Raw genomic sequence first — 12,197 nt, 5'->3', positions numbered from 1 at the left:
GCGGTCCCCTCAGTCTTCCCGGTAGCGGAAGAGGCGGAAGTTGGCGATGCTCACGACCGCCAGCATCAGGGCGAACACGATGCTCATCGCGGCGGCCCGACCGGCGTCGTTGTCCCGCAGCCCCTCCTCGACGATGAACCAGACCACCGTGCGGGTCTCGGTGCCCGGCGCGCCCTGCGTGATGAGGAACGACTGGCCGAACACGTTCGCCGAGGCGAGCACGGTCGTGGTGATCACGAAGAGCATGACCGGGCGCAGGCCGGGGAGCGTGACGTGACGGAACCGTTCCCAGGCGGTCGCGCCGTCGACCTTCGCCGCCTCGTACAGCTCCTGCGGGATGTCCTGGAGACCGGCCAGGTAGATCACCGCGTTGAAGCCGGAGGTCCACCAGACGGTCACGCCGACCAGGGAGACCCAGGCCCACGGCGTGCTGGTCACCCACGGCGTGTCCGCCGGTAGCCCGACGAGCGCCGCGAGCCGGTTGACCAGGCCCAGGTTGGCGTCGAGCAGGAACCGCCAGAGCAGGCCGATGACCGCGACACCCAGGACGTACGGGGCGAAGTAGACCGCCCGGAAGAAGGTGCGGCCCGGGAACGAGCGGTTCAGCAGCAGCGCGAGCCCCAGCGGCAGCACCACGAGCAGGGGCACCGAGAAGAGGGTGAAGATCGCGGTGGCCCGTACGCTCTGCCACCAGTCGCCGTAGACCGCCGAGTCGCTGGAGAACAGGTCCTTGTAGTTGTCGAGCCCGACGAACGGCCGGTTGGGCAGCTGGAAGTCCCACTGGTGCACGCTGAGCCAGAGGCCGAGGACGATCGGCAGCAGGCCGAACACCCCGAAGAGGATCAGGTACGGGGCGAGGAAGAGGTAGGGCGTCGCCCTCCCGGCCCGGTTCGCCCGGGCACCCCGCCCCGCCGGGTCGGCCGCCGGGGGCGGCGCGTCACCACGCGCCGCCCCGACCTCGATCACGTCCGCCACGGGGAATCAGCTCCCGTACTTCTTGCGGTTGTCCTCCAGCTGCTTGTTGGCCTTGGCCACGCCGTCGTCGAGCGCCTGCTTCGGCGACTTCTTGCCCAGGGCCGCCTCGTTGAAGGAGTTGTAGAAGGTGGTCATGACCTCGCCCAGGCCGGGGGCCGCCGGCGGGAAGGCCGCGTACTCCAGCTCGGGGGCCAGGGCGTTGACCTCGGCGAGGGCCTTGAAACCGGCGTCCTCGCGGACCGTCTTGCGGGCCGGCACCTGGCCGCCCTTGGCCCAGTCCAGCGAGTGCTCGCTGAGCCAGTTGATGAAGACCTTCGACGCGGAGACCTTGTTGGCATCGTTGGCCCGGCCCTTCACGATGGTGAAGTTGTGCGAGTTGGCCCAGGCGGCCTGCTGGCTGCCGATCTGGGGCAGCGGGGCCACGCCCCACTGGATCTCGGAGCTCTTCTTCAGGTCGTTGATCTGCCAGATGCCGTTCCAGTTGAAGGCGTTCTTCCCGCTCTTGAAGGCGAGGTAGTCCGCGTCCTGGCCGACGTTCGCCGGGGAGAACCCCTGCTTGACCATGTCGGTCAGCCAGGTGCACGCCTCGACCGCCTGGTCGGAGTTGAAGGTCGCGTTCTTGGCCTCGGCGTCGAAGACGCTGCCGCCCCACTGGTGCAGCAGGGAGTAGAAGGTCATGCCGCCGGTGAACTGGAACGGGCTGACCCAGAAGCCCTGCACGCCCGACTTCTTCAGCTCGGTCAGCGCGGCGGTGTACTCCTCGCGCGTGGTCGGCGGCTTGTTCGGGTCCAGGCCGGCCTTCTGCATGACGGACTTGTTGTAGTAGAAGCCCAGCGGGTGCATGTCCAGCGGGATGCCGTACCGCTTCTCGTTGTAGAGGCCGCCCTTCCAGACGGTGGGGGCGAAGTCGCCCTCGGAGAGCTCCAGGGTCTTCGCCACGTCGTCCAGCTCGGTGATCACGCCGCGAGCGGCGAAGGTGGCGAGCTGGTCCATGTGCATGACCGCGATGTCCGGGCCGTTGCCGCTGGACGCGGCGCCGGGGAGCTTGTTGTAGTAGTCCTCCCACTGGTAGGTGGCGACGCTGACCGCGATGTTCTGGTGCTCCGTGTTGAACTGGTTCACCAGCGACTTGAAGATGTCGCCGTCACCGCCGGTGAAGCCGTTCCAGAGCTTCAGGTCCACCTTCGGGCCGGTGTAGTCCTTGCCGCCGTTGCCGGCCGCGGGACCCGCGTCGTCGTCGCCACCGCAGCCCGCGAGGGTCAGCGAGGCCGCTGCGCCGAGGCCCAGACCGAGGCCGAGCAGGCGCCGCCGGCTCATTTCGTTGTGGATCATGCCTTTTCACTCCTTGGGGGACGGGATGAATTGTGCCTGGTCGGAGCCGGTACGACGTCAGCCGTTCACGGGGGCGAAGCGCAGCACGTTCCAGGAGGCGGCCGGCAGGAGCACGGAGCACCGGCCGCTGTCGGTGGTGGGGGTGTTCATCTCCCGGGGCGTCACCCGGTCGGGTTCGGCCTCGGTGTTCGTCGCCGTCGGGTCGTCCCCGGCGGCGAGGCTCAGGTGCTCGAGCGCGCGCAGGGCCGGCAGGCCGCGCAGGTCGAGGTCCAGGGGCAGGTCGGTCTCGCCCCGGTTGACCGCGAAGACGGTCAGCTCGCCGGACTCCTCGTCGTGCACGGCGACGGTGTCCAGCACCGGAACCTCGCCGTGCCGCTTCGTCTCGTACGTCGGACCGACCGGCTCGGTCCGCAGCACGGTGCCGCGCGCGTACCGGGCGGTCAGCGCGAACGGGTGGAAGATGCTCTGCCGCCAGGCGGGGCCGCCGGTGCGGGTGCGGATCGGGGCGATCACGTTGGCGAGCTGTGCCTGGCAGGCCACACCGACCCGGTCGGCGTGCCGGAGCAGGGTGATCAGCAGGTCGCCGACGACCACCGCGTCGACCGCGGTGAAGTCGTCCTCGATCAGCGCCGGCGCCTCGACCCAACCGCGCCGGTCCAGGTCGGCCTTGAGGCGGGACTCGTACCAGACGTTCCACTCGTCGAAGGAGATCTTGAGCTTGCGGCGGTGCCGCTGCTTGGCCGCGACGTGGTCGGCGGTGGCGATCACGTCGGCGATGAAGCTGTCCATGTCGACGGCGGAGGCGAGGATGCTCGCCCGGTCGCCGTCGGAGGGGTCGTAGTAGGTGTGCGCGGAGATGTAGTCGACGTGCTCGTAGGTGTGCTCCAGCACGGTCGCCTCCCACGAGGCGAAGGTCGGCATGGCCCGCTTGGAACTGCCGCAGGCGACCAGGCTGATCGACGGGTCGATCATCTTCATCGCCCGGGCGGTCTCGGCGGCGAGCCGGCCGTACTCGTCGGCGGTCTTGTGCCCGACCTGCCACGGGCCGTCCAGCTCGTTGCCGAGGCACCAGAGCCGCACCGCGTACGGGTCCTCGGCGCCGTTCTTGCGCCGTAGGTCGGACAGCTGCGTCCCGCCCGGGTGGTTGGCGTACTCCAGCAGGTCGCAGGCCTCCTGCACACCGCGGGTGCCGAGGTTGACCGCCATCATCGGCTCGACGCCGGCCTCGTCGGCCCAGGTCATGAACTCATGCAGGCCGAAGGCGTTGGTCTCGATCGTCTTCCAGGCCAGGTCGAGCCGGCGCGGGCGGTCGCCGACCGGGCCGACGCCGTCCTCCCAGCGGTAGCCGGAGACGAAGTTGCCGCCGGGGTAGCGGACCACCGAGACGCCCAGCTCGCGGGTCAGCTCCAGCACGTCGCCACGCAGCCCGCGGGCGTCCGCGGTGGGGTGTCCCGGCTCGTAGACCCCGCCGTAGACGCAGCGGCCCATGTGCTCGACGAAGGAGCCGAAGAGGCGCCGGTCGGCGGGGCCGATCGCGAAGGCCGGGTCGATGGTGAGCTGCGCGGTCCGCAAGGGGGTGCCACCTTTCCTGTTGCCGATCGGGGTGACCGGAGTCACCCTTCTGCCTTGATTTCTACAACGTTGTAAGCAACGTTGTAAAGAGGTCGTGATCTGGCCGTGACACGGTAGGGTTCGGTCCAGCTAGATCGGGGAGGCGTCAGTGCGGCACAGGCTCAAGGATGTGGCGGAGCGAGCCGGCGTGTCGGTGAAGACCGTCTCGAACGTGGTCAACGGCTACGTGCACGTCAAACCGGACACCCGGGCTCGGGTCGAGGAGGCGATCGCCGAGCTGAACTACCGGCCGAACCTGTCCGCGCGCAACCTGCGCAAGGGGCGGACCGGGGTGATCGCCCTGGCCGTGCCGGAGCTGGACATCCCGTACTTCGCCGAGCTGGCCCGGCACGTCGTGACGGCCGCCGCGGAGCTGGGCTGGACGGTGCTGATCGACCAGACCGGCGGTGGGCGGGAGCAGGAACGGGTGGTCGCCAGCGGCATCACCGAGCACCTCATCGACGGGCTGATCTTCAGCCCGCTGGCGCTCACCGCCGGGGACCTCGCCGGTCTCGACGGCACACCGATGGTCCTGCTCGGCGAGCGGGTCGACCACGGCCCCTACGACCACGTCGGCATCGACAACGTGGCCGCCGCCCGGGAGATCACCGCCCACCTGATCGGCCTCGGCCGCCGCCGGATCGCCGCCATCGGCTCGCAGCGCACCCCCGAGGGCGCCAGCGCCCGGCTCCGGCTCGCCGGCTACGCCGCCGCGCACGCCGACGCCGGCCTCGACGTCGACGAGGCCCTGGTGGCGCCCGCGCCGGCCTGGCACCGCGCGGAGGGCGCGGTCGCGATGCGGTCCCTGTTGTCCCTTCCGGTACGCCCCGACGCCGTCTTCTGCTTCAACGACACCCTGGCGTTGGGCGCCCTGCGGGCCTTGCACGAGGCCGGCCTGCGGGTGCCGGACGACGTCGCGGTGGCCGGCTTCGACGACATCGAGGACGGCCGGTACTCGGTGCCCACCCTGAGCACCGTCGCGCCGGACAAGGAGCGCATCGCCCGCCTCGCGGTGGAACTCCTCGCCAACCGCATCGACGGCGACCGCACAGCCCCACCCCGCGAACTCCCCGCCCCCTACCACCTCGAACTACGCGAAAGCACCCAAGGCCCCTAACCCCCCCCCCGGCCCCCGGCCCCCGGCCCCCCGCCCCCCGCCCCACCCGCGGTTGATCAAGAGCTTTGCGTCAGGATTCCGCCTCGATCTGACGCAAACTCCTTGATCAACACGCCCGAGGGGGGTCAGTCGAAGAAGCGGGCCAGGTGGGCGGGGGTGGGGCCGTCGGCATCCGGGGGGAGTGGGGTCAGGTCGGCGAAGATGGAGGCGCCGTCGCAGCCGGCGTGCAGGGGGTACCAACGGGGTGTGCCCGGGGGGCGTTGGAGGCAGATTCCCTTGAACGTCTGCACGTCCAGCAGCCGTACGTGGGTCGGGTCGGCCACCGCGTTGACGTGACCCCACCAGGGGCTCATCACGTGCAGCACGCCGCCGGGCCGGAGCACCCGGTGCGCCTCGTCGACCAGCGGCAGGAAGTCGATCAGGTGCTCCAGGATGTGCACCGCGAAGAACACATCCACCGAGTCGTCGGCCAGTGGCAGCGACCCGGACAGGTCGGCGACCGCGTCCACGCCGGGCGCCGGGAAGATGTCCAACCCGAGGTTGCCCGGCCACTGTTTGGTCGCACCGCAGCCCAGGTCGACCACCACCGGATCCCGGCCGCCGACCCGTACCCGGCACCACACCGCGAGCACCCCGGCGAGCCGGCCCACCCGGTCCCGGACCAGCCGCAGCTCACCCGGGTCGGAGACCTCCCCGCTCAGGTGTGCCACCCCGCGGTCGAAGCGGACCTCGACCGCGAGGTCCCGTAGCCGGTCGTCGTGCCGGGCCTGGTCGGTCCATGCCTCGGCGAGGAACCCGTCGACCGCCCGCAGCCGCTCGGCCGAGGGCGGAGTCTGTGCCAGCGCGACCATCGGCCCACCTCCGGCCGCCCGTTACCCGCATCCGCGCCCGTCATGCGTCGGTCGCCCGAAGGGGTCGTTCACCCCGGGATGGTGCGCCGGGGGCGGCCGGCGGCGCGCATCCGCTGGCGCGGTTGGGGCGTGGCCGCCCTGGGCCGCTTGAGGTGGTACCGGTGCAGCTCGTTGTTGCCGGGCAGGGACGGGTCCTCGCTCATGGCGACCAGCTCCCAGCCCTGGTCACCGGCCCGGTTCAGGTGGGCCAGCGCCGTGTCGCCGTACGCCGTCACGTCCACCATCGAGCCGTCCGGCCCGTACCAGACGAAGACGACCTCCCAGCCGATGTCGTTGGTGGCGGCCTGGCGACGGCGAACCAGCAGCGCGTACTCCCACTTGAGCATGGGCTCATTCTCACCCGGCGCGGCCGGGTCGGCACGGATCAATCCTCGGCGATCCGTCCGGCGTCCACCCGCAGGCGCCGGGTGGTCGCCACCGCGTCCAGCATCCGCCGGTCGTGGGTGACCAGCAGGAGCGTGCCCGGGTACCCGGCCAGAGCCGACTCCAACTGCTCGATGGCGGGCAGGTCGAGGTGGTTGGTCGGCTCGTCCAGGACCAGCAGGTTGACCCCCCGCGCCTGCAGCAGGGCCAGCGCGGCCCTGGTCCGCTCGCCGGGGGAGAGGGTCGCCGCGGGCCGCGTCACGTGCGCCGCCCGCAGGCCGAACTTGGCCAGCAGCGTGCGCGCGTCCGCCGGTGGGAGATCCGGTACGGCGGCGGAGAACGCGTCGATCAGGGGGACGTCGGAGAGGAAGAGTCCCCGCGCCTGGTCCACCTCGCCGACCACGACCCCGGGGCCCAGCGCGGCCTGCCCGGCGTCCAGCGGCAGCCGACCGAGTAGGGCGGCCAGCAGGGTCGACTTGCCCGACCCGTTCGCCCCGGTCACCGCGATCCGGTCGGCCCAGTCGACCTGGAGGGTCACCGGGCCGAGGGCGAAGCCTCCTCGGCGTACGACAGCTTCGCGGAGGGTGGCCACGACGGCGCCGGCGCGGGGCGCGGCGGCGATCTCCATGCGCAGCTCCCACTCCTTGCGCGGCTCCTCGATCACCTCCAGCCGCTCGATCATCCGGTCGGTCTGCCGGGCCTTCGCCGCCTGCTTCTCCGAGGTCTGGCCCCGGAAGTTCTTCGCGTGCTTGTCGTTGTCGCCGGCCTTGCGCCGGGCGTTGCGGACGCCCTTCTCCATCCAGGCGCGCTGCATGCGGCCCCGCGCCTCCAGGTCGGCGCGGGTGTCGGCGTACTCCTCGTAGTCCGCGCGGGCGTGCCGGCGGGCCACCTCGCGCTCCTCCAGGTACCCCGCGTAGCCACCGCCGTAGTGGTTGACCTGCCGCTGGTGCAGGTCCAGCTCCAGTACCCGGGTCACCGTGCGGGTCAGGAACTCCCGGTCGTGGCTGACCAGCACCGTGCCGGCGCGCAGCCCCGTGACGAACTCCTCCAGCCGCTCCAGGCCGGCCAGGTCGAGGTCGTTGGTGGGCTCGTCGAGCAGGAAGACGTCGTACCGGCTGAGCAGCAACGACGCCAGCCCGGCACGGGCCGCCTGGCCGCCGGACAGCCCGGTCATCTCCTGGCCCAGGTCGACGGCGAGGCCCAGTTCAGCGGCGACCTGCTCGGCCCGCTCGTCGAGGTCGGCCCCGCCGAGGGCGAGCCAGCGTTCCAGCGCCTCGGCGTACGCGTCGTCGGCGCCGGACACCCCGGCGCCCAGCGCTTCGGCCGCCGCGTCCATCGCGGCCTGCGCGCCGGTCACCCCGGTCCGCCGGGCCAGGAACGCGCGGACCGTCTCGCCGGGCCGCCGCTCCGGTTCCTGGGGCAGGTGCCCGACGCTCGCGGTCGGCGGGCTGAGCGTGACACCGCCGGCCTCGACCGGTGCCAGCCCCGCGAGCGTACGCAGCAGCGTCGACTTCCCGGCCCCGTTCGGCCCGACCAGCCCGACCACATCGCCCGGCGCGACCACCAGGTCCAGCCCGCTGAACAGCGCGCGATCCCCGTGCCCGGCCGCAAGCCCCTTGACCACCAACGTCCCACTCATCGCCGCCGACCCTATCCGGCGAAGGAAGGGCCCCCCGTTAACGCCTGGGGTTGTAAAAGGGCCCCTTCCTAACACCGGGGTCCGGCGGGCCGGCGGCGGGAACACGAGGCAGACTCACTCGGGTGGTGACCACTCTGGCGATCGACTGCGGGGGCGGTGGGATCAAGGCGTCCGTCCTCGACGCCGCGGGGACGATGCGGGCCCGCCCGTTGCGGGTGCCCACGCCGTACCCGCTCCCGCCCGACCTCTTCGTCAAGACGCTGGTGGACCTGGGTGGCCGGCTGCCGGCGGCGGACCGCCTGACGGTCGGCCTGCCCGGCATGATCCGGCACGGTGTGGTGGTGGCCACCCCGCACTACGTCACCCGTTCCGGCCCTCGGACGAAGGTCGACGCCGATCTGGTGGCCCAGTGGTCGGGGTTCGACGCCCGCACCGCCCTCGCCGACGCGTTCGGTGTCCCGGCGCTGGTGCTCAACGACGCCGAGGTGCACGGCGCGGGGGTGGTCGCCGGGACCGGCTGCGAGCTGGTCCTGACCCTCGGCACGGGGCTGGGCAGCGCGCTCTTCGACGGCGGGGTCCTCGCCCCACACCTGGAGCTGTCGCACGCCCCGGTGCGGTGGGGCACCACCTACGACACGTACGTCGGTGAGCCCGAGCGGCGCCGCCTCGGCGACGCGTTCTGGTCCCGGCGGATCCGACAGGTGGTGGAGGGGCTGCGCCCGGTGTTCCGCTGGGACCGGCTGTACCTCGGCGGGGGCAACTCCCGGCTGATCCGGCCCGAACAGCTGGCCCGGATGGGCGACGACGTGGTGGTGGTGCCGAACACGGCCGGGATCGTCGGCGGCGTACGCGCCTGGGACCTGGCCGCCGCCCGGCCCGTCTGACGGGCAACCCCGGTCGGGGGAACAGTCGCGGTACGGCCGGTGTTGTGCCAGCGTCGGGGGAGTGACGGCGTGACACGAGGGGGTGGGTCGAATGGATCTTCTGGCCGAGTACCGGCGAGCGACCATGTTCTTCGAGGCCGGTGACCCGACCGGGGCGGCCCGGCTGCTCGAGCCGATCGTCGAGGCCGAGCCGGCCAACGCGTCGGTGCGGCAGCTGCTGGCCCGCGCGTACTTCCAGTCGGCCCAGCTCAACCGGGCCGAGGAACAGCTCCGCGAGCTGGTCGACCGCGACCCCAGCGACCACTACGCCCACCACGTGCTGGGCCGGACGCTGGAGCGGCTGAACCGGCACGCCGACGCGCTGCGCCACCTGCGTATCGCGGCGGCCATGCACAGCCACAACGACGACTACACCACGGCGCTGCGCCGGGTGGAGGGCCGGGTCGGCGCAGGTCGCTGACCGTGCGAGGGGCGGGGACGTGGTGACGCGTCCCCGCCCCTTCGTACGATGGGACCGGAGGTGGGTACGGCGTGAAGCTCAAGCTCGACCTGCACGACATCTTCAACAAGGGCCAGGACATCGACCGTGCGCTGCGCGGGATCATGGACGAGGCGGTGGCGAAGAAGGCCACCCTCGTCGAGATCATCCCCGGCAAGGGGTCCGGCCAGCTCAAGAAGCGGGTGCTGCGGTTCCTCGACCAGAAGGACGTCAAGCAGCTCTACCACCGCGTCGAGAAGGACTCGAAGAACTTCGGCCGCCTCTTCGTCCACTTCCGCTGGAAGTAACCAACCCCACCCCACCCCCACCCCACCCCCACCCCCACGATCTTGCACTTTCGGCCGCTGCTCTGCACCCTTCGCCCCTTTTGCCGGGGCACAAAGTGCAAGATCGCGGAAGCCGGGGGCGGGGGCGGGGGCGGGGGCGGGGGGCGGGGTTACAGGGGGTAGGTGCGGGCTACCGCCAGCATTTCTGAGCTGTGGGAGCCGACCACGCCCACGTCGGGCGGGCGGGGGCGGAAGCCGGGCAGCCCGTCCAGGCCGTCGCTGGCGTCCATCACCCGGATGCCCACCTGACCCGCCTTCGGCATGAGCGTGAGCGTCACCTCGATGCCCTCGCCGGGCGGGGCGTGGAACACCACCCCGAAGCCCCAGCGACCCTCGCGGGGCTCCACCGGCACGGACCGGCCGGCCACCTCGGCGCGCAGCACGGTCGCGGTGCCGGTGTCGACGTGCAGGGTCGCCAGCCGCACCGGGCGCTGCGGGGTGAGCCGCAGCCGCAGGGTGCGCTCCGCGCCCGCCTTCGTGTCGGCGAGCACGTCCAGCTTCGGTGCAGCCAGGGAGGCGACGGGGGCGGGCCCGGAGAGCAGGTCCTCGTCGCCGATGCCGGGGAACTCGTCGGCGACGGAGACCCGGGAGTCGACGTAGGCGTCGGTCCAGGGCTGCGGTGACGCCTCGTGACTGAGCCAGCGGGCCTGGCCGGTACCGGCATCGAGGGCGTACATCAGGTGGGTGGGCGCGGGGTGCGCGGCGTCGAAGCGGTCGACGGCCAGCCCGACCCCGGCGAACACCGCCGCCGCGAGCGCCGCCGCGACGGCCGGCAGCGCGCCGAGCCGGCGGGCCCGGAGCGCGACCAGGCCCCGTTGACCGCCGGCCTGCGGGTGCAGAAGATCGACCATGGGCAGCGCGGCCAGGCCGAGCAACACCGCGAACAGCGCCGCCACCCCGCCCATCGCCATGCCGAGCGCCGGGAAGAGCAGCACGACCGTCGGCAGCAGGATCACCACGGCGACCGCGCCGGCCAGGGTCGTCGCGACCACCGGCCACGGGCCGTCGACCGGGGTGGCCAGCGCGATCAGCCCGGCCGCCGCGCCGGCCAGGGCCGGGAGGGTCGCGAGGTACGCCCCGCCGGGCACCAGCACCGCGAGCAGCACACCGAACAGGGCCAGCCAGGCCAGGCCGCCGACGGCCAGGGCGGCCGGGCCGATCCGGCGGCGGGCCAGCGCGTACCACGTGAACAGCACCGCGGCGGCGAGCGCGACCACGGCCAGCCGGTACCAGGTCGGCCGGTACGGGTCGAGCAGCTCCGCGTATCCGGGCCGGAGCGCGGTGATGCCCGTCCAGAGCAGGTACGCGCCCAGCGGGGCGGCCAGCACGGGCACCAGCGCCAGACCGAAGCCGGCGACCAGTCGCCCGGTGGTGGCCCGGCCGCGTCGGCGGGCGAGCCAGCCGAGGGCGACCACGCCGGCCAGCGCCAGCAGGGCCAGCGGCAGGGTGAGCCAGCCCGGGTAGCGGACCAGGCCACCGGGGACCGGGAAGTACGTCGAGTCGTGTCCGGACTCCAGCGCGGCGAGGTCGAGCCGGCCGAACTCCCGGGCCAGGCCGAGCGCGTTGTCGCCGTGGTGCTGGAGGCTGGCCCGGTCCATCGCGGCCGGCGTGTCCAGCGGGGTGTGGTAGATCGCTCCGCCGTCGATGTAGGCCGAGTTCAGCCCGACGAAGCCGTCGGCGTCGAGGAACGCCGTGAAGTCGGTGTCGTTCGGCAGGGCCCGGTAGATCTCCACCGCGAACGAGGTGCCCACCGGGTGCGGCGCGGCCCGACCGAAGGCGGCCACCAGGGCGGCGTTGTCCCGGGACGTCTCGAACATGATCACCGGCCCGGTGGAGCCGCGCGCCTCCAGGTTGAGCACCACGCCGCCGTCGGCGGCGAGCGGGTGGCTGGACGCGAACGCCGACGCGCCGCACAGGCACGCCTCCTCGGCGTCGGTGAGCACCAGGACGACGTCGTTGCGCGGCCGGGGACCGGCGGTCAACGCGCGGGCCACCTCCAGGATCGCCGACGTCCCGGCGGCGTCGTCGTTGCCGCCCGGCCCGGACTGCACCGAGTCGTAGTGCGCCACCAGGAACACCTTCCCGGTGGGATCGGTCCCGGGGACCGTGGCGACCACGTTGCGGACCCGGGCCAGCGTCGCCCCGCCGGCCGCGCCGCTGAGCTGCCCCGCCTCCGGTGCCACGGTGTCCTGCACCTCGGGGGACAGGCCGAGGCCGCGCAGGACGGTGACGAGGTGCTCGCGTACCTGGTCGTTGGCGGGGCTGCCGGCGACGTGCGGGCGGGCCGCGATGACCTTGACGTGCTCGTACGCCCGGGTCGCGCTGAACTCGCCCGGCGGCGCGTCAGCCGGCCGCGGCGCGGGACTGCGCAGGTCGAGAAGGGTGCCGGCGCCGACGGCGACGAGCGCGACCAGCGCGGCCGCCGCGGCGGCGAGCCGGCGACGGGGCCGGGCGAAGGCACGGTCCCGGGCCGGTACGTGGGGTGTCGGGCCGGCCGGCGCGCGGTCGGCCGGGAGGGGAGGTGCGCCCACGGGGACTCC

At 72.7% G+C, this 12,197-nt stretch carries 11 protein-coding genes; 4 read left to right on the top strand and 7 right to left on the bottom strand.

Annotation, left to right across the window (positions count from 1 at the left end; genetic code table 11):
- Positions 1-9 precede the first annotated feature (9 nt).
- From ACIBR0_RS24350 to ACIBR0_RS24340, 3 genes are read right to left on the bottom strand one after another with little or no spacing between them, the layout of a single operon-like run.
- Positions 10-975 carry a carbohydrate ABC transporter permease gene (locus ACIBR0_RS24350; RefSeq protein ID WP_396719336.1) on the bottom strand — a complete coding sequence of 322 codons (966 nt, stop codon included), beginning with the start codon at positions 973-975 and terminating at the stop codon, positions 10-12.
- Positions 976-981: 6 nt separating this feature from the next.
- Entirely contained in the window at positions 982-2,307 is a 1,326-nt protein-coding gene (locus ACIBR0_RS24345) for an ABC transporter substrate-binding protein (protein ID WP_396719334.1), read from the bottom strand.
- Between the two features lie 57 nt (positions 2,308-2,364).
- Positions 2,365-3,879: an alpha-N-arabinofuranosidase gene (locus ACIBR0_RS24340; RefSeq protein WP_396719332.1), complete on the bottom strand. Its 1,515-nt coding sequence runs from the start codon at positions 3,877-3,879 to the stop codon at positions 2,365-2,367.
- Between the two features lie 148 nt (positions 3,880-4,027).
- On the opposite strand from ACIBR0_RS24340, the gene ACIBR0_RS24335 reads away from it, so the two are divergent.
- Positions 4,028-5,035, top strand: coding sequence for a LacI family DNA-binding transcriptional regulator (locus ACIBR0_RS24335; protein ID WP_396719330.1), 1,008 nt, complete (start codon positions 4,028-4,030; stop codon positions 5,033-5,035).
- Between the two features lie 125 nt (positions 5,036-5,160).
- On the opposite strand, the gene ACIBR0_RS24330 is transcribed toward ACIBR0_RS24335, so the two are convergent.
- From ACIBR0_RS24330 to ACIBR0_RS24320, 3 genes are all read right to left on the bottom strand, one after another.
- On the bottom strand, positions 5,161-5,886 hold the full coding sequence (locus ACIBR0_RS24330; protein ID WP_396719328.1) for a methyltransferase domain-containing protein: 726 nt from the start codon (positions 5,884-5,886) through the stop codon (positions 5,161-5,163).
- Positions 5,887-5,954: 68 nt separating this feature from the next.
- On the bottom strand, positions 5,955-6,272 hold the full coding sequence (locus tag ACIBR0_RS24325; protein ID WP_396719326.1) for a hypothetical protein: 318 nt from the start codon (positions 6,270-6,272) through the stop codon (positions 5,955-5,957).
- A gap of 38 nt (positions 6,273-6,310) precedes the next feature.
- Positions 6,311-7,948, bottom strand: coding sequence for an ABC-F family ATP-binding cassette domain-containing protein (locus ACIBR0_RS24320; RefSeq protein WP_396719324.1), 1,638 nt, complete (start codon positions 7,946-7,948; stop codon positions 6,311-6,313).
- A 122-nt stretch (positions 7,949-8,070) separates the two neighbouring features.
- Here ACIBR0_RS24320 and ACIBR0_RS24315 point away from each other — a divergent pair, with 122 nt between their 5' ends.
- The 3 genes from ACIBR0_RS24315 (at position 8,071) to ACIBR0_RS24305 (ending at position 9,618) form a co-directional block, all read left to right on the top strand.
- Positions 8,071-8,832 carry an ROK family protein gene (locus tag ACIBR0_RS24315; RefSeq protein ID WP_396719323.1) on the top strand — a complete coding sequence of 254 codons (762 nt, stop codon included), beginning with the start codon at positions 8,071-8,073 and terminating at the stop codon, positions 8,830-8,832.
- 91 nt (positions 8,833-8,923) lie between these two features.
- Entirely contained in the window at positions 8,924-9,292 is a 369-nt protein-coding gene (locus ACIBR0_RS24310) for a tetratricopeptide repeat protein (protein WP_357041002.1), read from the top strand.
- A 71-nt stretch (positions 9,293-9,363) separates the two neighbouring features.
- The gene (locus tag ACIBR0_RS24305; protein ID WP_088987488.1) at positions 9,364-9,618 is read left to right on the top strand and encodes a Smr/MutS family protein; all 255 of its coding nucleotides are present in this window, start codon (positions 9,364-9,366) and stop codon (positions 9,616-9,618) included.
- A gap of 149 nt (positions 9,619-9,767) precedes the next feature.
- On the opposite strand, the gene ACIBR0_RS24300 is transcribed toward ACIBR0_RS24305, so the two are convergent.
- On the bottom strand, positions 9,768-12,188 hold the full coding sequence (locus ACIBR0_RS24300; RefSeq protein ID WP_396719320.1) for a M28 family peptidase: 2,421 nt from the start codon (positions 12,186-12,188) through the stop codon (positions 9,768-9,770).
- Positions 12,189-12,197: the final 9 nt, after the last annotated feature.

The organism is Micromonospora sp. NPDC049497 (assembly GCF_044465805.1).
Classification (GTDB): Bacteria; Actinomycetota; Actinomycetes; order Mycobacteriales; family Micromonosporaceae; genus Micromonospora.
This window is presented reverse-complemented; position numbering and strand designations above follow the sequence as displayed.